This window comes from Photobacterium sp. R1, from assembly GCF_054600795.1.
In genome coordinates this window covers 316,517-339,265 of sequence record NZ_BAAHZP010000001.1, presented here as the reverse complement: position 1 = coordinate 339,265, position 22,749 = coordinate 316,517, and the positions used below count along the sequence as shown (strand labels likewise).

The window sequence follows — 22,749 nt, the reverse complement described above, 5'->3', positions numbered from 1 at the left end:
TGACCTGTGGGCAGACTAACGGCCCGGTTTTTTGATCTTATTATTGACCGGATAACGATCCTCAATCATTTCATGAATGAAAGGAGAAATGGTTTCCGGGTTGGCACAAATCCACACATGCTCCTTGGCCCGGGTCATTGCCACATAAAACAACCGGCGTTCTTCCGCATCAGCAATCCCTTCATTACCGCCGGATTGCAGGCAGGCCAGCAGACCCCGGTCTCTGTCAGGTGCCGGGAAAACACCCCGGTTGGCATTGAGCACGAACACAAAATCAGCTTCACGACCTTTACTGGCATGGCAGGTCATAAACTGAAGATTTAACTGCGGCCACTGCGATTGCCAGTCCGCCAGTTTTTCCGGCCGGTGGTCATGATTCCGCCCCAGCAGCAATACTGTGACTTCTTTCTTCACTTTTGAAGCCACCTGAACCAGTTCCTGTTCCAGCAAATCCTGCGCCAGCAGCGTCACCGCTTTGCGTTTCTGTTTTTTGAAACTCTTGAGTGACTTTTTCAGCTGTTGCGGATTTTGCTGAATAAACAGATTCGCGACTTCACCGATCATATTGTTAAAGCGATAAGTCATATCCAGTTCCATCACATGGCTGGCACCAAACCGCTGTTCAAATCCCGTGGTCAGATTGACATCCGCCCCGGCAAAGCGGTAAATCGCCTGCCAGTCATCCCCGACGGCATACAGCGTGGGTGCGAGTGCGCCTTCCCGTAGAGGCTGGCAAATGGCATCAATCAGCGCCAGCCGGTGCGGCGAAATATCCTGATATTCGTCCACCATCACGAAACGCCATTCCGGTACAAACTTACCCTGTTTCACATACTCAGTGGCGGTCTGGATCATTGAATTAAAATCAATCTGACGATTGGCTTTCAGCTGCTGGCTGTACGCTTTAAAACAGGGCCACAACAGCGCCAGTTCACTTTTCATCTGCACTTTGTCGTCATGACCCAGTGCACTGTCCACCAGCGCCGACAACACGGATTTATTCCCGCCGTGCTGTCCGAACAGTTCAAGATGGCGCCAGACCCAGTTCAGTAACTCTTCGCTCCGGGCCTGCTCTTCCATCGAGTTATCCCCCCGGAAACCCGGCAAACGCCATTGGGTCAGATGTTTCTGCCAGCGTTTGGCGGCAGCCTCATTCTGCCACTGATCTTTCAGTAAGGCCGACAGCCACTCGTTACGCGCCTGTTCGTCCAGGACCAGAGGAGACACCGCAGGTAATTCCCCTTCGACGGCCTGAATGATCTGGCATCCCAGACTGTGGAAGGTCGCCACCCGGATCCCACGCCCGACTTTTTCGGTCAGTCGTTCACTCATTTCTTCGGCTGCTTTTCGGCCAAAAGCCAGCAACAGGATTTCACCCGGCTCCGCCTGCTGGCTGGCAAGCAGGTACCCGGCCCGGGCGACCAGAACACTGGTTTTTCCCGAACCGGCACCGGCAAGGATCAGGTTATGGTCCTGATTCAGCAATACAGCCTGACGCTGAGATATATTCAGCGGCGACGATTCAATGCGGTCAAACCAGGAAGACCATTTCTCAGTTTCCGTTTGCATCCAGGTTTGGTTGGCTTCCTCAACCCACGCCGGATCATCTTCCAGCCAGGGAGAAATGCGCTCGAAGGCCATCGGACGGAAGGACGCCGCCAGTTCATCGGTCAGTCCGGCTTCTCTCAGAGCCGTATGCAAAGAATCCTGTAAATTCAGGTGAGCAGAGCGGCGCTTATAGCCGGGCTCCGTCATAAAAGCATCAATGTCAGACAGCATCTTCGGCAGATGCTGATCTAACGTTTCTACCCGGCCCCGGGCCCAGTGACGGTAAGTGCTGACAAGGTGTTCAGCGAAGTCTTTGCAGGCTTGCCAGGGCAGGCCATGGATGGTCCAGCTGGCGGATTGATCGGCTGAGGTCAGTTCCAAGGCCCCCCACATCACTCCGCGGTGCAGCGTCACGGAGCCGTCCCAGTCATCGAACGACAGGACTTCGCTTCCTTCCAGGCTCTCAAGCAGCACCTGCTCTTCCCCCAGTTCAATGCTGCAAAAATCTCCCTGCACCAACCATTGTGCAAGCCAATTGGCTGTTAATCGCATGTTGTATCCTGACACCTTGTTTTACCGAGCGAGAAGATTATCAAGATCTGTACACAGACCATAGCGGTAAGCACCTTATTTACGTAAAATTTGAGACAAAAATGTCTGCCGCTTCAAAACTGTGTTCTGTCTCGGCACTTACCGGATATGCAATGATAAAACGCTCCCTGCTCATGCCCATTCGTCGCTACTGGGCCAAAGAACGCTTCCAGCTCAGTGCCCGTGTTGCCATCGCCCTGATTTGTGCTGTTATCCCCTGCTGGTATCTGAATGCGACGACAGCCGTCACCCCATTAGTCCTCGGCATCATTGCATCGGCGCTGGCAGAAACAGATGACAACCTGACCGGACGACTGAAAGCCCTGACCATGACGCTGCTGTGCTTTCTGGTGGCGTCCCTGTCGGTCGAGCTGTTGTTTGACTCGCCCGTTCTTTTTGCCATCGGTTTGTTCACATCCAGCTTCACCTTCATGATGCTGGGCGCGATGGGCACGCGCTATGCCAGTATTGCTTTTGCTTCGCTGCTGCTGGCGATTTACACCATGCTCGGTGCCGAAAACAGTCAGGATTTATGGTTCCAGCCGGTCTTATTGCTGGCAGGTGCCAGCGGCTACGGGCTGCTTTCCCTAATCTGGCAGATGCTCTGGCCGAATCAGGCTGTCCAGCACAGCCTGGCCAGCGTTTTTGAAGCTCTCGCCGATTATCTGGATGACAAAAGCCGCTGGTTCCGGCCGGTTGAGAATCTGGATCCCCAGCAGTTGCGTATTCAGGCTGCCGGCAGTAACGCGAGAGTTGTTTCCGCACTGAATCAGGTCAAGATGACGCTGCTGAACCGGGCCAAACGCGTCCAGCCGAATCAGCGCGGGCATCGTTTTCTGAGTCTGTACTTTCACGCTCAGGATATTCACGAGCGAATCAGTTCTTCCCACCAGCGCTATCAGGATTTAGCCGCAGCGTTTCGCCGCAGCGATATCCTGTTCCGTTTTCAGGATCTGATGCACCAGCAAGCTGCGGCGTGCCGGCAGATCAGCCACTGCCTGGCGATGGGACACCACTATCGCCACAGCCTCGACAACAGCCTGGCGCTGGATGAACTGAAGGAATCGCTGGATTACCTGAAAGCGCAGAAAAATCCGGACTGGCGATCGTTTCTGGTTCAGCTGGATTATCTGTTCAGTAATCTGGCAACCGTCGAACGTCAGCTCACGAACCTCAACAACCCGGATGTCAGCGAGCCACAGGAAGACACTGAGCTGGCAGACTCTGAAGCCCATACACTGGCCGGGTTATGGCAGCGGGTGAAAAGTCAGCTGCATACCGACAGTCAGTTGTTCCGCCATGCAATCCGCATCGCCATTGCGTTAACTGTCGGATACGGCGTGATCCAGCTGTTGGACCTCAAACACGGCTTCTGGATCCTGCTGACCACGCTGTTTGTTTGTCAGCCCAACTATAGCGCGACCCGTCAGAAGCTGACTCAGCGGATCATCGGAACACTGGGCGGTCTGCTCATTGGCCTGCCTCTGCTGTATCTGTTTCCGGGTCAGGAAGGACAACTGGTGCTTATGATTCTTGCCGGGGTCGCTTTCTTTATCCTGCGCAATCAGCAATATACGCTGGCAACCGGCTTTATCACCCTGCTGGTTCTGTTCTGCTTTAACCAGTTAGGCGCCGGGTTTGCGGTCATGCTGCCCCGTCTGGGCGATACACTAGTCGGCTGTGTGCTCGCAGTACTGGCGGTCACTTTTATTCTGCCTGACTGGCAATCCCGCCGGCTGCACAAAATCATGGCTGCGGCCGTCACTACCAACCGGGATTATCTGGCTCAGATCATCGGCCAGTACCGGATTGGGAAGAAAGACAGCCTGAACTACCGGGTCGCCCGCCGCGAGGCTCACAACACGGATGCTCAGCTCAGCACGGCCATCAGTAATATGCTGGCCGAACCGGGCCGCTACCGGCTGGCCATCGAAGAATGCTTTCGCTTTCTCACGCTCAACCATGCCATGCTGAATTACATTTCGACGCTGGGCGCACACCGGACTCAGCTCGATGAACACAAAACTCACAAGCTGATCGCCCAGGCACACAGCCAGATCCATCTCCAGCTGGAAGCGCTGGCACAGCGACTGGCAGACAAACATTGCGCCCCGCCACCGGAAACGGACAGCAGTCTGGAACAGGCACTGGCGACGTGGCGGGAAGGCGACGATCAGTCGGTCCGCCTGATTTTGCAACAGCTGTTTCTGATCCAGCGGATGCTGCCGGAACTGCATTCAATGGCCAATAAACTGGCCGCCAGAACCCAGCAGGCCGACATGACTGGCAAGTAAATCTGAAGTAGCGATATCAACCTTAAACTGATACATATTCAGCCAATCAAACCACTTCAGGCATAATTTATCTTCAGTTATGCCTGTAATGGTATAGAATCCAGCCCATTCCTCGTTCCTGTTCAATTGACTGAATACCATGATTGATTTCACGACACTGCCACTGTACCTGACTGCGGTGGTAGCTCTGTTGCTGGTGCCCGGGCCAGACATGCTGCTGATTGCCAGTTCAAGCCTGAGCTATGGCAAACGGGTCGGATTATTTGCCAGTCTTGGCAATGCCACATCAGGCCTGATTCTGACGTTTCTGGCCGCCATGGGGGTCTCGGCACTGATTGCCATGAGCCCCATCGCACTGGAAGCACTGCGCTATCTGGGCGGAGCTTACCTGCTGAAAATGGGCTGGGATTGCCTGCGCAGCCAGCCGGCAGAATCGCCGACTGTGGAAGCACAGAAAGGCTTGGCACGCGCCTTGTATCGTCGCGCGGTCTTCAGCAACCTGCTGAACCCGAAAGCACTGATTTTTTTCGTCCTGTTTTTGCCTCAGTTTGTCTCCGGCCAGATTGAAGCCAGTTCGGGAGAGCAAATGCTGGCACTCGGACTGGTGCTGAACGTCATGGGACTGGCATTCAATCTGCTGCTGGTGGTTCTGGCGGGCACACTGGGACAGCCGCTGCTCAGAAACGCAAAATTCCGGGCGAACCAGAACAAGTTCATGGGCTGTATTTTTATCTTGCTGGCGCTGTGGCTGCTGCTTTCCCAGTTACCGCAAGCCTGAACCTTCTGTTCAAAAAAAGGCCTCCCAACCGGGAGGCCTTTCTTCTCTGATTCAGACTATTTTCCTCTCGCATCAAGCCGTTTCAAACAGCCAGACACGACTTTCGTAAGGACACAGTTTGCCGGCCAGGCTGACCGTTGAGGCTTCTGCATCCTCATAATTGCACAGCAGCGTTTTCCCCCGGCTGAAATCCAGCGCGCCATCCGCACCAATGACAGTACTCAGGTCGAAATCCACCAGCTCTGCCGTGTAATTATTCAGGCAGATCAGGGTTTGTTCCCCGGTCCGGCGACGGTATACATGCAGCGCTTGATCCTCAGGCAGCAAATCGGTGTAATCGCCTTCAACAATCACCGCCACCTGTTTTCTCAGCGCAATCAATTTTCGGTAGTAATGGAAAACGGACTGCGGGTCAGCCTGCGCCTGCCCGGCATTAATGCGGGGATAATTCTCTGCCACATCAATCCAGGGCGTTCCCTGAGTAAACCCGGCATGCCTCGTGTTATCCCATTGCATCGGTGTCCGGGAGTTATCCCGGGAACGCTGAGCCAGGATCGCCAGGGCTTCCGCTTCACTCAGTCCCTGTTCAGTGGTCAGAATACGGAACATATTGATGCTTTCCACATCACGATACTGCTCAATCCGGCTAAAGCCCGGATTGGTCATCCCCAGCTCTTCGCCCTGATACACATAAGGTGTGCCCTGCATCATGTGCAGCGAGGTCGCCAGCATCTTGGCAGACTGTTCGCGGTACACCCCATCCTGACCGAAGCGGCTGACCACCCGCGGCTGATCATGGTTACACCAGAACAGTGCGCCCCAGCCCTGATCGTGCAATCCGTGTTGCCAGTGGCTGAACAACTGCTTGAGCGCAAGAAAATCCATCGGGGCCAGTTTCCACTTTTCACCATCCGGATAATCCACTTTCAGGTGATGGAAGTTAAAAACCATCGACAGCTCTTTACCGTCTTTCGCCGAGTACTGCTGGCAATGTTCCAGTGTCGTCGATGACATTTCACCCACGGTGACTGACCCGTATTTCTGAAACACATCCGCGCTGATTTCCTGCAGATACTCATGAACACGGGGGCCATCGGTATAAAATCGGCGTCCGTCTCCGTGGTCATCGCTGGGGAAATCCTGCTGCTTGGAAATCAGGTTGATCACGTCCAGCCGGAAACCATCGACCCCTTTTTCAGCCCAGAAGCTGATAACCTGCTTCACTTCCTCCCGAACTTTCGGATTTTCCCAGTTCAGATCCGCCTGTTCTCTGGCAAACAGATGCAGGTAATACTGCTGTGTGGGTTCATGCCATTCCCAGGCGTTCCCGCCGAATTTCGACTGCCAGTTATTCGGTTCCCGGCCGTCTACTGCATCCTGCCAGATGTAGTAATCCCGGTACGGACTGTGTTTATCTGCCAGCGCCTGCTGAAACCAGGCATGCTCTGTGGAGGTGTGATTGACAACAATATCCATGATGATACGGATACCCCGCTGACGGGCCTCATCCAGCAGGCGGTCAAAATTGGCCATGGTGCCGAAATCCGGGTTGATGCTGTAGTAGTCGGAAATATCGTACCCGTTATCAATCATCGGCGATGCATAGACTGGTGTGAGCCAGATGGCATCAACACCCAGTGCCTGCAAATAAGGCAACCGCTGCGTGATCCCATTGAGATCGCCGGTGCCTTTGTCTCCACTGTCAGCAAAGCTTTTCGGATAAATCTGATAAACCGTGGCTGTCCGCCACCAGGGTTGAGTTGTTTTTGTCATGTGACCTAGCCTTGAAAAGAAACGGCAGCTTTGCTGCCGTTCAATGACGTTATGCTGTTTGTGGTTGTTGATTGTTCAGTTGACCTTTTACCGCAGCGCGTTTGTACATCACCAGCGTCAGGACCAGCGGCACAACAATGGCCACCACCATCGCCAGCAGATAAACCAGCCAGTACTGCGGCTGAATTGAAAGGATACCCGGCAGACCGCCGACACCGATGCCGTTCGCCATCACGCCGGATGCACCACAAATCGCTGCTGCCAGCGCTGAACCGATCATTGCGCACAACATCGGGAACTTGTATTTCAGATTGATGCCGTACATCGCAGGTTCCGTGACCCCCAGGTAGGCTGAAATAGCCGCCGGGACCGAAATCTCACGCTCGTTCTCTTTCTTACTGATGATGATAATACCGACCACAGCCGACGCCTGTGCGATATTCGACAGGGCAATCAATGGCCAGATTGGCGTGCCGCCCATGTCCTGCATCAGTTGCAGATCCACAGCATTGGTGGTGTGGTGAATACCCGTGATCACCAAAGGCGCGTAGAGGAAACCAAACAGTACAGCACCCAAAATTGCAAAGTCGCCGGTCATAGCGGCTTTAGCTATATAAGCCACCCCATCACCCAGCATCCGGCCAAACGGGCCAATCAGGGCGTGAGCCAGCACCACCGCGGTAATCAGGGAAATAAACGGCACAACCACTAAATAGAGGTAATCCGGGATGATGCGCTTCAGCCGTGTTTCGATAAAGGCCAGTGCAATCCCCGCCAGCATCGCCGGAATGACCTGCGCCTGATACCCGACTTTCTCAATCACGAACCAGCCGAAGTCCCACACTTCCGGCACTTGTTTCCCGATCAGATACGCATTCATCAGCTGAGGAGACACCAGTGTAACCCCCAGCACGATCCCCAGAATCGGCGTCCCGCCCAGTTTTTTTACGGTTGACCAGCACACGCCGACCGGCAGGAAGAAGAAAATTGCCTCGCCTATCAGCCACAGGAATGCATGCACCTGCGCCCAGAACGGACTGATTTGCGTCAGTGTCTTGCCGTCGAACATGGCAATGTCGCCAATGACATTGCGGAAGCCCAGAATCAGACCACCGGTGATAATGGCTGGCAGCAACGGTACAAAGATTTCGGCAAGATGGGAAATACCGCGCTCCAGCAAACTCATGTTCTGACGGGCAGCCACTTTCGCTTCATCTTTGCTGGCTGCTTTGCCGCCCATCATGGCATTCATTTGCTTGTAAACCTGATCAACCTCGGTTCCGATCACAACCTGAAACTGACCGGCATTGGTAAAACAGCCTTTCACCATAGGCAAAGCTTCCAGCCCGGCCGTATCGGCCTGTTTCGGGTCCTGTAACACAAAGCGCAGCCGGGTCAGGCAGTGGCTGACACTGACAATGTTCGCCTCGCCGCCGATGCGGGCGACGAGCTGTTCTATCTGCTGTTGGTCGATTTTACTCATGCCGATATCCGTTTAAGTCGTAGGTACACAGGGGGATGTTGTTATCGTCTTTATTAAATTGGGAATGTTCCCAAAACACACCGCTAATGATGAACCTGACCAAAAGAATTGCAAATGGGAATGTTCCCAAACTGTGTGACAACTCACGAACTGTGTCCTGTTTGAGGATAGACATAAAACCCGGATCACGTTCACGACAGTGTTCGCAGACTTGTCCGAGAATGCGTCCACTGATGCGAACGCAGGGACTTTGATAAAAGTGTGCTTGAGTTAGTTCTGGCTTGAGTTAGTCCTGGCCTGGATTTCTGATCGTTAGGAACTGGAAGGTGCGCTGGCTTGCTGGATCAGATGGGTAATGGCAGCGCCCTGCTGCAAATGCTGCAATAACAATTGGGCTGCGCGCTGACCCGCATCGAAGTAACCCGGGTCAATGCTGAACGTATTGGAAAACATAAAACTCAGCAGATCCGTTGCCCCCACGCCAGAGACAATCACCTCTGTCCGCTGAATTTCCTGAAGTCGCTTGGCGACGCCCATCGCCAATGTGTCACTGGCACAGACAATGGCCTGCGTCTGCGCATTCAGGACTTTATCCGTCAGCTTGTAGGCACTGTCGTAACTGAGTTCGCCTGTCTGATAACAGGGCTCAATCTGACGCTCCCGGCAGGTTGCCAGATAAGCATCCAGACGAAACTGTCCTGTGGTCCGGTCGGCGGGATCCACACCGATGTAACTGATTTGTTTCAGCCCCTGCTCAGCCAGCTGCTGCATCGCCAGGCGGATCATCCCCTGATTGTCGTAACTGACGGATGAAACCGAATCGGTATCGACGGCAATCACAACAGCACGCTGTGCAAACCCATTCAGGATCGTGTCGTCAAAACCCGAAAAGCCAAAGACGATCACCCCATCCACATTACGCTTTTCCAGCACGGCAAGATGCTCGCGGGTTTTCTCAGCGCTGAACTGGCTTTCCATGATCACGGCATCATAACCAGCCGCATAGATCACGGCCAGAATACCTCGGACCGCTTTATTTTCAGACGGTGAATCGAGTCGCGACACCACCACGCCAATCACTTTGCTGGAGCCTCCACGCATCGACTGCGCTGATTTCGACGGCACATAGCCTGAATCACGAATGACTTCTTCGACTTTTTTACGGGTCGCAGGTTTGACCCGGGGATCTTGCGTCAGCACCCGGGAAACAGTGGATTTACCCACACCGGCCAGCTTCGCTATATCAAGAATGGTGAGTTTCTGTGCCATAGAATATTTTCGTGCGCCATGCAAAAGGCTTTTTCTGTCAACGCCGTATTGTCACTGTCTTGCCAGTGACCTGCAACAGTACCTTACAGAAAAAATGCAACAAATTGACAGGATGCCAACAAAAACTCCTGAGATATCCGATACTTTTTTTAAGTGCTTGAAAAAAGTTTTCCATGCACCCATATAAAATAAAAGCTTACTCCGAAGCAGGTACCGGCCGTTTTCTGTTCCCTCATTTTTGCCGGTATCAGCCGAAGCACAAAAGGATAATTATGATTACTCATGTTGGCATTATTGATCAGGACCCGGTCCGCTTGATCACCCCGCTTTTAGACCACGGTGTTCCTGCCGGGAAAATGATCTTTATTGGTACCGAATCACAGCGGGAAACTTTTGAGCGACTGAGCTCCATTCTGACACCCCGCGATATCCAGACCGAATTTTTTACAATTCCCGACTCTATCAATATCACAACGATTCGCAGCCGATTGAATGAACTGGCTGCCCGCCTGAAAGAAAGCGGCTGCGAAGTCTGGTTCAATGCCAGCTGCGGTCTGCGCCACCGGTTGCTGTCTGCCTATGAGGTTTTCCGCAGTTATCAGTGGCCCATTTATGTGATTGAGCCTTTCAGCGATGAAATGTGCTGGCTGTTCCCGTCAGACCGGGAACAACAACAGGTCGAAGACCGGATTCAGTTAACCGACTATCTGACCATTTTCGGTGCACGGGCAGAACTTCCGGAAACCATGGTCCCGGAAGCACTGAACCAGCAACTGTGGGATTTAGGACAGCGCTGGGCCAGTTCGGCACTGGAACTCGGACCGGGTCTGGCAACCCTGAACTATCTGGCGACCACCTGCCGGAAAGAACAGAAACTGGACGTCGAACTGAGCGAAAAACAGCAGGGTTACAAAGAACTTGCCCAGCTGATCAATGACCTGCAGGAAACTGGACTGGCGAGCTACGACAAGGGTGTCCTGACGTTCAAACACGAAGAAGCCCGACGGTTTGCCAACGGCGAATGGCTGGAGAACCTGGTCCACAGTACGGTAAGAGCCATTCAGAGCAAACTGCCGACCATTCAGGATCACTCACTTGGCGTTCAGGTTTACCGTCAGATTGGCGACCGTGAAGTCCGGAACGAACTGGATGTCGCAACCGTAGTGAACAACAAACTGCACATCATTGAATGTAAAACCAAGGGCATGCGCGACGACGGTGACGATACCCTGTATAAACTGGAATCGCTGCGTGATTTGCTGGGTGGCCTGCAAGCCCGGGCAATGCTGGTCAGCTTCCGTCCGCTGCGTCATCACGATCTGGTCCGGGCTGAAGATCTGGGACTGGCCATTATCGGCCCTGAACAGCTGGGCGATCTGGAACAACATCTGCACACCTGGTTCAAAGCCGCAGGTGGTCAGGCCAACCGAATGCTGTAATCACTTTCAGTCCAGATCAAAAAAACCGATGCCCAGGCATCGGTTTTTTGTTTCAGCTCTGAATCAATTCAGAACAATTATTTTTTCAGCATACGACGGGCAGCATCAACCACAACGCGAATCGCGCGGGCTTCTGTCTCTTTCAGTGTCGCGTGATCAGGCGTTTCTTTCTGTGTACGGTTGATAATCACACCCGCCACACAGCCTGCACGCAGACCTGAACTTGCACACATGGTCAGCAGGGTTGCTGACTCCATTTCAAAGTTCAGTACGCCCATGTCCTGCCATTCTTTCATAGAGCCTTGGAAGCGGCGAACAACACGGCCAGAGAATGTGTCGTAACGCTCCTGACCTGGGTAGAAGGTGTCACTGGAAGCAGTCACGCCCGTGTGGACCGCTGTATCTTCTGCATCACAGGCTTCTTTCATTGCCGTTGCAACTTCAAAGTCAGCAACCGCCGGGAATTCCATTGGCGCAAAATGCAGGCTGGCACCATCCAGACGAACTGAACCTGTGGTCACAATCATGTCGCCAACATTAATGTTTGGCTGAATTGCACCTGTTGTCCCGACACGCAGGAAGGTACGCACACCCAGTTGCGCCAGCTCTTCAACAGCAATCGACGTAGACGGGCCACCGATACCGGTAGAACACACAACAACAGACTGGCCATCCAGCTTCGCACGGTACAGGGTGTACTCACGAGCACTGTTCAGAAATTCTGGCTCATCCATCAGGTTCGCGATTTTTTCAACACGAGCCGGATCGCCTGGAATGATGGCAATCTCAGCACCCTGAAGGTCAGATTTCGTAACACCCAGATGGAAAACAGCGTTCTCAGACATAATTCTATCCTTTATTGTGTGGCTCACTCTGTGGTGGCCTGGATCTTATTCAACAACTTGAACTCTCGAATACCCGCTAACCATAGCCCATTGCCGCACCAACATTATTGATGGTGATCACAACAATATGACAGCAAAATGTAACCGAAATCGAAAAAGAGATCATAGATCACATTGTGAATGTAAAAGTGGGGTAAGTTTCATCAACTATCTGTGCATCAGCAACCGTTACACTCACCCACAACATGCTGAGCCATACTGCTGAATGCCGAATGTTTTCCCGGCCCCTTTGGTGTTTTTTCCGCTGTTTTCAGGCTGTTTTTTTCCGATTAGGCCACTGAAAACAAAGAACTCATTTTGAGTAAAGTTCATCCAGCATCAAATAATGTCACTCACTGTAATTTACATTCGAGAAACACTTGATTAAGTTATGCGTTTAGTATCACAAGTGTAGTTTATCACTGCTTCAGGCAGTCACTGTTTTTGCCCGCAAAATTCAGGTTGTTTCTTCAACTTTGTGAAAAATATTTTCATGATGGAAACGATGTGACGCCAGCCGGTGCTGAATCAACAAACACAAGTACATTGAAACGGGTAAATCCGATGTGGAATGAAATGAATAAGCTTCCCAAATTCATTTGGGTGCTGCTTTTTGGTGTCTTCGTGACACGGGGCAGCTTTTATATGGTATGGCCGTATATATCGATCATCCTGATTCAGAAACACCACCTTTCCGCGAGTGAAGTCGGTACGTTTTTATCAATCGCAGGCATTATTTCTGTCTGCCTTGGGCTGATTGTTGGTGTTATTTCTGATTTCATCGGAAGAAAATTAATTTTATTACTCAGCGGAATCCTGAACATCATTGCGTTTTGCATGTTAGCTGTTTTCGACTCTGTATGGGGATATCTGATTGCGATTGGACTTTCATCCATTGGCCGTGCAATGTGGGAACCCACCATTTCCGCTTTATTCGGCGATATTATCCATGATAAAAATAAAAGAGAGTTTGCTTTCCATATTCGCTATTTTGCGATCAATATCGGCAGTGCAATCGGACCGTTAACCGGAGTGTGGCTGAGTATCGAGGGAGAACCTTCGAACTTTTTCATCACCGCGTTTTCATATCTGATTTTTCTCATCGCGATGTGTTTATGTTGGATGAATGCCCCTCAAGAAGAAAATATAAAATCGGAGAAAATTCATCACTCACGTCAGCCACCGTTACGAGAAATATTCAAATCGCTCTGGCATGATAAATTATTATTGCTCATAATCATTTCAAACATCATCATACTCTTTATTTATGGTCAGCAAGACTCGACTTTAATTCAGTACCTGACCATTGAAAATGCAGACAACCTGATGTCTTTAGTTTCTATGATGGTCGCAGCGAATTCATTCGTTACCATTGCATTCCAGTTTATTTTCATGAAAAAGCTTGCGTCACTCTCGATCCATCTGAAAATGATCATTGGGATTGTTTTCTTCGCATTCGCTCAAATACTCTGTGCGTACAATTCGGTGACAATGTACTGGGGATGGATTGCCGTCGCTGTCACCATGAGCTTTGGCCAGACCATCATCTTCCCGCTCATGACGATTCAGATCGATAACATCGCACCTGCACACCTGAAAGGCACCTACTATGGGGCAGCCGCCCTGAACGCTCTGGGCTATGTTTGCGCGCCTTACATCGGCGGAATCATGCTGGATCACTGGGGAGGACCGGCTGTTTTTCAGATCATGAGTGGTTTATGCGGCCTGGTTATTCTGCTCTTCATCTGTTTAGACAAAAAACAACGCGCAACAATCGCAGTGCAACCCTCTCAGGTTTGAGGTTTTATTATTTCCCCTTAGCACCGGACAATCACATGCTGAAACTGTCGGATTGATACAAACGACAGCTGTCCGGAGAGCCGCACTCCGGACAGCTGGTTGGTTCCATTGAGCAGGCTGAATTCAGCCATCACGCCTGGGAGCGATCGTGAATACTCATTCTTTCGGGGCCGGCTTAAACCTTAACAGCCGCAGTGCATTCACGGTCACCAAAGCGGTCGCCCCGCTGTCTGCCAGTACAGCCAGCCAAAGGCCGGTCCAGCCGAACAAGGTCGTCACGAGGAAGATCAGCTTCAGCCCCAGGGCCAGCGTAATATTCTGGCGAATATTAGCTAGTGTTTTACGGGACAGACTGATCATCTCGGGCAGTTCACTCAGGCGGTTATGCGTCAGCGCTGCATCTGCGGTTTCCAAAGCAACATCCGTACCGCTGCCCATGGCGACGCCGACATGTGCCATCTTCATGGCTGGGGCATCATTAATGCCGTCGCCCACCATTGCCACCCGCTGATGGTGACTCCACTCCGCCACTTCTCTGACTTTATCTTCCGGCATGAGCCCGGCTCTGAAATCCACCCCCACTTCAGCGGCAATCGCCCGGGCGGCACGCATGTTGTCCCCGGTCAGCATCAAGGACTTCACGCCCATCGCGGCCAGCTGCTTCACGGCATCCATGGCATCCTCACGCAGATTATCCCGCCAGGAAATCAGTCCGACAGGCACCTGATCGCGCAGTACAACCACCAGCGTTTTCCCTTCATCACCCAGTCGCGCGATATCGTCGAGATGTGACTGGGATAACATGATGTCATCATCCAGACGATCCGGTGCCAGCAGCTGAATGGTGTGGCCGTTCACAATCCCCTGAATACCGCGACCCGGCAGTGCCTTGCGATTTTCTGCGGCAATCACAGGCACATCACTTTGCTGTGCTTTCTCGATCACAGCATTCGCGAGCGGGTGCAAAGACCCCGTTTCCACAGCTGCCGCCTGCGCCAGCACATCAGAGGTTTCTCCTTGCCAGGCAAGGATATCAGTGACCTGAGGTCTGCCCTGAGTCAGGGTACCGGTTTTATCAAATGCCACCACCTGAGCCTGCCCTAACTGCTCCAGAGCTGCCCCGCCTTTGATTAAAGCACCGCGTCGTGCCGCTGCGGCAAGCCCCGACGTAATTGCAGCCGGTGTGGAGATCACCAGTGCACAAGGGCAGGCAATCAACAGTAATGTCAGGCCTTTATACAGCCATTCATCCCAGGACTGCCCCAGGAACAGTGTCGGGATCAGCACTATCAGGGTTGCCAGCGCAATCATCGCTGGCGTATACCAGCGGCTGAAACGGTCAATAAAACGTTCGATCGGTGCTTTACTGGCTTCTGCATTTTCAATCAGATGCAATATACGGTCGATGGCGTTCTCACCCGGTTCAGAGACAACTTTCAGGCGAACCAGATGCTCCACCGACAAGGAACCCGCCAGCACGGTTTCTCCTGAAAAACGCTCCACCGGCACGGATTCTCCGGTCATCGCACTCTCATCAAAACTGGCCGCCTGATCCATCAAGACCGCATCAGCAGGTAATCTTGCGCCAGGCGCAACTTCTATCACGTCACCCGGCTGCAGCTGATCTGCCACGACGTCCTGAATTGTGCCGTCAGCATTGACCCGTTTTGCGGTTTCCGGCACCAGTGCCATCAGTGCCTTCACACCACTGCGAGCGCGGGAGGCCGCATAACCTTCCAACTGCTCACCCAGCAGGAACAAGAGCAACACCATTGCCGCTTCAGCCGTTTCCCCGAGATACAGCGCACCGACAGCTGCCACACTCATCAGGGTTTCAATTGAGAAAGGAGAACCATTTTTTGCCAGTTGAAAGGCTTTACGCAAAATCGGCGCTAATCCCACCAGGGTAGTGGCCGTAAATGCCGCCAGGCCAAACAACTCAGACTGCGTCGAAATCAGATAGGAAAGAACAACCAGTACCGTCGTCAGAATCAACATACCGTATGTTTTCAGAATACTTCCCGATTCAGCCTCTTTCTCCTGCGGCCGCAACAAAGGAAATCCGGTAGCTTTTGCTACCGCTTCAACATCCGCCATCAGGCTGGCAGATGCCCCTGACACAAGCAGTTTTTCCGTCGCGAAAGCAACAGAGACATGTTTGACACCTTCGACCGACCGAACGGCTTTTTCAAGTTTCCCGGCACAGCTCGGACAGTCCATGCCCTGAATTTGCCAGCTCAATTGCAGATCTGAGCCTGATGGGATGTCATCAAAGGCTGATGACTCGGCAGCGTCATCCGTAATACGTTCGAAGCGAAGGTCCGGACTCAAAATAGCTGAGTCTGGTGCTAAACGGGCGGGTTTGAGATGGTTGATTCTAGACAGTGACGAAACTTTCGGTTCAGTCACTCGAACAGGCTGATGCTGACCGGGGCCTCTGGCGGGGTCACTGTCCTCAGCATCACCTGAGCCACAGGCTCCGCCGCAACAGTCGCCCGTCCCGGCAGACATTGAGGTGCTGCTTGAGACTGCTGATGCTGAGGCAGTCCCCTGTTCAATGCGGACACTGGTATTGTTGCCTGCAGGTTTGACGCTGTGAACATGCATTTTTTTGTTATTACATTGATGACACATGCTTTTCTCCTTCAAAGACTCAATGCTGGCTTGTGTTACCTTCACTATAAACCTTGGAGGCAACTCCAAGGTCAAGTCTGTTTTATCTCTGAAGTTATGTGCACGGCTATTTCCGGCCGAAGACACAAAAGGCGCCCGGAGGCGCCTTGTTCATGTGTAAACTGTCAGTTCTTAAACCGGATGCTTGAAACAGTCACTGATTTGATCACTAATCGCTGACAGCACATCCCGACGGGTAATAATACCAACCAGACGCCCACCCTCAACGACTGGGTAAAGCTTCGGTTTCTGACCGGACATGGTGTCCGCCAGCTCGATGATGCTGGTGTCCGGAGTGACCGTCAGTACCTCCGTTCGCATGACATCACCAACGGTATGAGTATCCTGACAGTGGTAACCGACCTTCAACAGTTTCTGAATAAAATCCTGTTCTGACACAAAGCCCACGACTCTTCGATATTCATCAATCACGGGCCCGCCAATCTGCTTGGATGTCAGCATTTTGTCCAAAGCTTTAGACAGTGACATACCAGCTTCGAAAGTGACTGGCCGTGTATTCATGTAATCTCTGACTTTGATAGACTCCATGCATCCCCCTGAATGATTTTCTTAGACTCGCAGGCAGGACGTTCACTTACTTCTTATCCCTGCGCCGATAACTTAAGTGTCGTCGATCTCAGCAAAATGTCTAAATCGAAACATTCTATTTTATGCATTGCTGTTGCCGATGAATCGGTCTTAAGAAAGAAGCAGGCTTATGAACATGGTCAATGGCAACTGGTCACCATTCCCCAGAATCACCTTGTCACCTGCCAGTTTGAGCGACAGATAAGCTCTGTCTTCTTTCAGGGTGAGCACACCACTCTGCACCAGTCGTTCAGTTTGCGCTTCCATGCCTTCAACGGTATTCAACAACACAGACGGAAATTCCAAATAGAGTTCACCATCCAGTTTTGAAGAAATTTGCGACAGATTTTGAGAAGCTCTCGCTAACCCGGGCTGTACGGTTAGCCGGACATGCCCGGCAACCGGCCCTTCCGGTGCCTCAATGCTGATGTCCTTCAGATTCACCGTCAACCCTTTGGCAATCAGTAAATCCAGCGCCAGTATGACATCCTGAGCTTGCTCCTGCGTGAGCTCCCCGTCCAGATCTTCACCCATGACACTCAGGCGAGTCACTGCGTCATAATTCAGATCCGCCAGCAGCAAATCCACATTGAAATTCTGGTACTGCTTACCGTCCAGACTGAGCAGAGAAGACACACTCAGCTGGTTTCGGTTATTCAGTGTCGTATTGGTGGTTGCCTTCTCTTCGGCCGCTTGCTCACCTTGCATCAATGTATTAACCGAAGACACTTTGATGGTGTCCAGGTCAACAGACTGTTCGGTCAGGTGATTCGTAAACCGCAGCTTATCCAGCTGAAGGTGCTGATCACCAATCCAGAAACCACCATCCCATCGGCCTTGACCGCCGCCCTGCAGGCCAGACACATGCATGCTTTCATCGGTGATTGTTTTCAATTGTGCATCTTTCAGGGCATAGCTGAAATGACCGTTACCGTCAGCAGAAACTTCTCCGGTGAAAGTCCAGGGCTCAGACTTAAAGGTATTGCCTTCCTCATCCTGATAGACGAAAGGATTCAGCGTTAAACTGAGGTCCGTTTTTCGGGTCAGTAATGTGGTTGTCTTGAGTGTCAGTGGTACAGCATCACTTCCCCACCAGGCTGTCACCTGAGGCGCCACGGCGTCATCAACGACCAGCGTACTGTCAGACGACAGACCAAACAAACCATGCCGGATGTCATGGGCAAGGTGCCATTCAGTTGGCCAGCCCTGCTCTTCAAACAGATCTTTCCAACTGGATTTGAGCGCAATTTTAGAAATGGCATGCGAACTCAGATAACCGCGATCGTAGCTTTCCGTTGTCACTTCAACATAAGGACTGTCGTACTCTCCGACTGTGTCCTGATAAATACGTTCACCAATCTGACCGACGGCTAATGGCCAGCACAATGCGACAGCCACCGCACCGGCAACCGCACCAACTTTTCCTAACATATCTGTTTCCAATGATTATTTCGGGTTGAATGCAAAGAGTGTATTACAAACCCTATCTTTGCTCTATGGATCAAGGACTTTTATCGCCCTAACGACACGACTATTCTGCTTGTCTTACGCCATTGACTGTGGGAAAGTTGCGGTTGGATCACAATTTTACTTCTCCGGGAGACCATGATGAAAGTCGCCGTGTTCAGTGCAAAAAAGTACGACCAGATTTCATTCAATAAAAGTAACCAGCAATTTAACCTGGACCTCGACTTCTTTGACATTCAGCTGAATCTTCAAACGGTTAAACTGGCCCACGGCTACGATGCCGTTTGTGCTTTTGTGAACGACGATTTGAGTAAACCTGTGATTGAAGCGTTGTCTCTGCTGGGTGTGCGTATCATTGCCATGCGCTGCGCCGGATTTGATAAAGTCGATTTAGATGCAGCCCGAATGTATGGTGTTCAGGTTGTGCGTGTACCGGCCTATTCGCCTCAGGCCATTGCAGAACACACTATCGGCCTGATGCTGAGCCTGAACCGGAAAATTCACCGTGCTTACCAGCGCACCCGGGATGCAAATTTCTCGCTGGACGGCCTGACCGGTTTCAATTTCTACGGTAAAACCGTCGGCGTCATCGGTACCGGCCGGATTGGTATCGCCACCATGCATATCCTGAAAGGACTGGGGATGAACCTTCTGGCCTACGATCCATTCGAGAATCCGGAAGCTTTAAAACTGGGCGCAACCTATACCACGCTTGAAGACATTTACAGCAAAGCAGATGTTATTACCCTTCATTGCCCGATGAGCAAAGAAAACTATCATATGCTGAATGCTGCTTCGTTCGGCAAAATGAAAGATGGTGTCATGATCATCAACACCAGCCGCGGCGAACTGATCAACTCCAAAGATGCGATTGAAGCTCTGAAGAGCCAGAAAATCGGCGCTCTGGGTGTGGATGTTTACGAAAACGAAAAAGATCTGTTCTTCGAAGATAAATCCAATGACGTGATTCAGGATGATGTTTTCCGTCGCCTGTCCTCATGCCACAACGTTCTGTTCACCGGACACCAGGCCTTCCTGACCGAAGAAGCACTGGCGAATATTGCCGATACGACGCTCACGAATCTCAGTCGTTTTGCAGATGGAGAACAGTCGGGCAACGAACTTGTACAATAAAAAAATCCTGCATCTGTGCAGGTGATTCCGTTTTTGAAAAGTTTGTCAACGATCACAAATATGTGATTTTTGCTACATTTTTGCTCTATTGTCCCTGGAATACAGCAGTTATGCCCTTGCCAACCTGTTATTGCAGGGACGAGTTGATTAAAATAATCCAATTCATTTTTGTCCTTTGGATCAAGATTCATGCGTAAAACGTTAACCGCTGCTGCACTGATGTTGTCATGCATTTCTGCAGCACAAGCAAATCCGGCAAATACAATGAGCAACTTCAGCTATGACTATACTGAAGTGCGCATTGGTATGAGCCCGCTGACCTATGGTGCAGGCTTCAGCAAGTCTATCCATCCGAATGCTCATTTAACTGGCCACGTAGATTCTGAGTTCGAAAACGACTGGGATATCGCCTTAGGCGTCGGCTTCCATGCTCCTATCAACAACTGGGCAGATCTGACCGGTGAATTGAAAGCGCGCAACATCAAGAACCGTGACCGCTTTGACGAGACCGTTGGTAAAACAGGTATGGAAGTAAACCTGGGCGTACGTCAATGGTTAGGTCCGCAGCTTGAAGTCGGTGCGAAAGTTGGTCACATCAACGTCCACAAAATTGAAGAGACATTTGGTTCCATCTATGGACGTTTCCATGCGACCGAACTGTTCTCTGTTGGTGCAGAAGGCCGTATCAACGATGTCTACGGCGATCAGATCATGCTGACCACTCGCTTCAAATACTAAGAAACACTGTCACCTCTTTTTCAAAAAGACTCAGCCAATGGCTGAGTCTTTTGTTTTAACGCAAGCGATTTCCTGAGCCGAAGACAAAAAAACCCGCCATGAGGCGGGTTTCATCTTCCGTAAGGACTCTCGCTGATTACCAGCCAGTGACTTCACGCAGTGCTTTACCAATCTCGGCCAGACTCTTCACAGTCTTCACACCCGCGGATTCCAGTGCAGCAAATTTCTCGTCTGCTGTACCCTTACCGCCAGAGATGATAGCGCCCGCATGACCCATACGTTTACCCGGAGGCGCAGTGACACCCGCAATGTAAGAAACAACTGGTTTGGTCACGTTCTCTTTGATGAATGCTGCTGCTTCTTCTTCAGCAGTACCGCCGATTTCACCAATCATCACGATCGCTTCTGTCTCAGGATCTTCCTGGAACAGTTTCAGGATATCAATGAAGTTTGAACCTGGGATTGGGTCACCACCGATACCAACACAAGTTGACTGGCCGAAGCCTTCGTCAGTGGTTTGTTTCACGGCTTCATAAGTCAGCGTACCTGAACGGGAAACGATACCTACTTTACCTTTCTTGTGAATGTGGCCCGGCATGATACCGATCTTACATTCATCAGGCGTGATCACACCCGGACAGTTTGGACCGATCATGCGAACGCCAGTTTCTTCCAGCTTCACTTTCACGTCGATCATATCAGTTGTAGGGATACCTTCAGTGATCGTCACGATCAGCTGAATACCTGCATCGATCGCTTCCAGAATTGCATCTTTACAGAAAGGTGCCGGTACATAAATCACAGATGCCGTTGCACCTGTAGCTTCAACGGCTTCACGAACTGTATTAAATACTGGCAGACCCAGGTGAGTTGTACCGCCTTTGCCCGGAGATACACCGCCAACCATCTGCGTTCCGTATGCAATTGCCTGCTCAGAGTGGAAAGTACCCTGACCGCCGGTGAAACCCTGACAGATTACTTTAGTGTCTTTGTTAATTAATACAGACATTCTTATTTGCCCTCCGCAGCAGCAACAACTTTCTGAGCTGCGTCCGTGAGCGACTCAGCTGCAATGATATCCAGACCAGACTTAGCCAGTACTTCGCGACCCAGGTCAGCGTTAGTACCTTCAAGACGAACAACGACCGGTACGGTCACACCGACTTCTTTCACAGCGCCGATGATACCTTCTGCGATCATGTCGCAACGTACGATACCGCCGAAGATGTTCACCAGAACAGCTTTGACGTTGTCGTCAGACAGGATGATCTTGAATGCTTCTGCGACACGTTCTTTGGTTGCACCGCCACCAACATCCAGGAAGTTTGCAGGTTTACCGCCGTGCAGGTTCACGATGTCCATAGTACCCATGGCCAAACCTGCGCCATTCACCATACAACCAACGTTACCGTCGAGAGCGACGTAATTCAGTTCCCATTGTGCAGCGTGGGCTTCACGGGCATCTTCCTGAGAAGGATCATGCATTTCACGCAGTTTTGGCTGACGGTACAGTGCGTTGGAATCGATGTTGATTTTACCGTCCAGACACAACAGGTTACCTTCGCCAGTGATGACCAGCGGGTTGATTTCCAGCAGGGCCAGATCGTACTGAACGAACATTTCGCCCAAACCCATGAAGATTTTGACAAACTGCTTAATCTGGTCGCCTTTCAGGCCCAGTTTGAATGCCAGTTCACGGCCTTGGTAAGCCTGCGGGCCAACCAGCGGATCGATGGCAGCTTTATGAATCAGTTCCGGTGTTTCTTCCGCAACTTTCTCGATTTCAACACCACCTTCAGTGGATGCCATGAAAACGATACGGCGGGTTGCACGGTCGACTACTGCACCCAGGTACAGTTCATTGGCAATGTTCGACGCTTCTTCAACCAGAATCTTAGTGACAGGCTGACCATTCGCATCTGTCTGATAAGTCACCAGGTTTTTACCCAGCCACTTTTGAGCAAATTCTTTAACACCGTCTTTGGTGTCGTGCAGTTCTACGCCGCCCGCTTTACCACGGCCGCCAGCGTGAACCTGACATTTGACAACCCATTTGTTGCCGTTGATTTTACCTGCTGCTTCAGCAGCTTCTTGTGGGGTATCACATGCATAGCCTTCAGGAACTGGCAGGCCATACTCAGCAAACAGTTGTTTTGCCTGATATTCGTGCAGATTCATTATGTTCTATCCGTTCTCTAATCCCTGTGGGACGTGTTATATCCATTGAAATGCTCTTGGGCATTTCTTCTTCAGTCATTCTGGCTTGACTCAGCCACCCATGCGGATGGCG

Annotated in this window: 16 protein-coding genes; 6 read left to right on the top strand and 10 right to left on the bottom strand. The window is 51.5% G+C overall.

Translation table 11 applies throughout. The features are described 5' to 3' along the window. Positions 1 to 15: 15 nt before the first annotated feature. On the bottom strand, positions 16 to 2,100 hold the full coding sequence (gene helD / locus ACYP03_RS01610; protein ID WP_459778240.1) for a DNA helicase IV: 2,085 nt from the start codon (positions 2,098 to 2,100) through the stop codon (positions 16 to 18). A 152-nt stretch (positions 2,101 to 2,252) separates the two neighbouring features. On the opposite strand from helD, the gene yccS reads away from it, so the two are divergent. Together yccS and ACYP03_RS01600 are read left to right on the top strand one after the other, a co-directional pair. Further along, a complete protein-coding gene (gene yccS / locus ACYP03_RS01605) occupies positions 2,253 to 4,433 on the top strand; it encodes a YccS family putative transporter (protein ID WP_459778239.1) in 2,181 nt (726 codons plus the stop codon). Between the two features lie 139 nt (positions 4,434 to 4,572). Next, a complete protein-coding gene (locus ACYP03_RS01600) occupies positions 4,573 to 5,211 on the top strand; it encodes a LysE family translocator (RefSeq protein ID WP_248139379.1) in 639 nt (212 codons plus the stop codon). A 72-nt stretch (positions 5,212 to 5,283) separates the two neighbouring features. Here ACYP03_RS01600 and treC read toward each other — a convergent pair whose 3' ends face one another. From treC to treR, 3 genes are all read right to left on the bottom strand, one after another. After that, a complete protein-coding gene (treC, locus tag ACYP03_RS01595; RefSeq protein WP_459778238.1) occupies positions 5,284 to 6,984 on the bottom strand; it encodes an alpha,alpha-phosphotrehalase in 1,701 nt (566 codons plus the stop codon). A gap of 49 nt (positions 6,985 to 7,033) precedes the next feature. Next, positions 7,034 to 8,467, bottom strand: coding sequence for a PTS trehalose transporter subunit IIBC (gene treB / locus ACYP03_RS01590; protein WP_459778237.1), 1,434 nt, complete (start codon positions 8,465 to 8,467; stop codon positions 7,034 to 7,036). Between the two features lie 312 nt (positions 8,468 to 8,779). Next, on the bottom strand, positions 8,780 to 9,736 hold the full coding sequence (treR, locus tag ACYP03_RS01585) for a trehalose operon repressor TreR (RefSeq protein ID WP_459778236.1): 957 nt from the start codon (positions 9,734 to 9,736) through the stop codon (positions 8,780 to 8,782). 272 nt (positions 9,737 to 10,008) lie between these two features. On the opposite strand from treR, the gene ACYP03_RS01580 reads away from it, so the two are divergent. After that, positions 10,009 to 11,175: a Card1-like endonuclease domain-containing protein gene (locus ACYP03_RS01580; protein ID WP_248139372.1), complete on the top strand. Its 1,167-nt coding sequence runs from the start codon at positions 10,009 to 10,011 to the stop codon at positions 11,173 to 11,175. 77 nt (positions 11,176 to 11,252) lie between these two features. On the opposite strand, the gene udp is transcribed toward ACYP03_RS01580, so the two are convergent. Further along, entirely contained in the window at positions 11,253 to 12,020 is a 768-nt protein-coding gene (udp, locus tag ACYP03_RS01575) for a uridine phosphorylase (RefSeq protein ID WP_248139371.1), read from the bottom strand. Positions 12,021 to 12,566: 546 nt separating this feature from the next. Between udp and ACYP03_RS01570 the strand changes: the two genes are divergently transcribed. Next, positions 12,567 to 13,859, top strand: coding sequence for an MFS transporter (locus tag ACYP03_RS01570; RefSeq protein ID WP_330960653.1), 1,293 nt, complete (start codon positions 12,567 to 12,569; stop codon positions 13,857 to 13,859). 156 nt (positions 13,860 to 14,015) lie between these two features. Here ACYP03_RS01570 and ACYP03_RS01565 read toward each other — a convergent pair whose 3' ends face one another. The 3 genes from ACYP03_RS01565 to ACYP03_RS01555 all read right to left on the bottom strand — a co-directional run bounded on the left by ACYP03_RS01565 (position 14,016) and on the right by ACYP03_RS01555 (position 18,551). Beyond that, positions 14,016 to 16,493: a zinc/cadmium/mercury/lead-transporting ATPase gene (locus ACYP03_RS01565; RefSeq protein ID WP_459778235.1), complete on the bottom strand. Its 2,478-nt coding sequence runs from the start codon at positions 16,491 to 16,493 to the stop codon at positions 14,016 to 14,018. Positions 16,494 to 16,664: 171 nt separating this feature from the next. After that, positions 16,665 to 17,081, bottom strand: coding sequence for a CBS domain-containing protein (locus ACYP03_RS01560; RefSeq protein ID WP_248143828.1), 417 nt, complete (start codon positions 17,079 to 17,081; stop codon positions 16,665 to 16,667). Positions 17,082 to 17,231: 150 nt separating this feature from the next. Continuing rightward, positions 17,232 to 18,551, bottom strand: a complete 1,320-nt coding sequence (locus tag ACYP03_RS01555) for a DUF945 family protein (RefSeq protein ID WP_459778234.1) — start codon at positions 18,549 to 18,551, stop codon at positions 17,232 to 17,234. 177 nt (positions 18,552 to 18,728) lie between these two features. Between ACYP03_RS01555 and ACYP03_RS01550 the strand changes: the two genes are divergently transcribed. Further along, the gene (locus ACYP03_RS01550; protein WP_459778233.1) at positions 18,729 to 19,721 is read left to right on the top strand and encodes a 2-hydroxyacid dehydrogenase; all 993 of its coding nucleotides are present in this window, start codon (positions 18,729 to 18,731) and stop codon (positions 19,719 to 19,721) included. Between the two features lie 189 nt (positions 19,722 to 19,910). Next, complete coding sequence (locus tag ACYP03_RS01545) at positions 19,911 to 20,459, top strand: hypothetical protein (protein WP_248143826.1); 549 nt, start codon at positions 19,911 to 19,913, stop codon at positions 20,457 to 20,459. Positions 20,460 to 20,595: 136 nt separating this feature from the next. Here the strand turns inward: ACYP03_RS01545 and sucD are convergent, their stop codons facing one another. After that, positions 20,596 to 21,468 (bottom strand): succinate--CoA ligase subunit alpha, encoded by an 873-nt coding sequence (gene sucD, locus ACYP03_RS01540; RefSeq protein WP_248143825.1) that lies wholly within the window; start codon positions 21,466 to 21,468, stop codon positions 20,596 to 20,598. Between the two features lie 2 nt (positions 21,469 to 21,470). Then, the gene (gene sucC / locus ACYP03_RS01535; protein ID WP_248143824.1) at positions 21,471 to 22,637 is read right to left on the bottom strand and encodes an ADP-forming succinate--CoA ligase subunit beta; all 1,167 of its coding nucleotides are present in this window, start codon (positions 22,635 to 22,637) and stop codon (positions 21,471 to 21,473) included. Positions 22,638 to 22,749 lie beyond the last annotated feature (112 nt).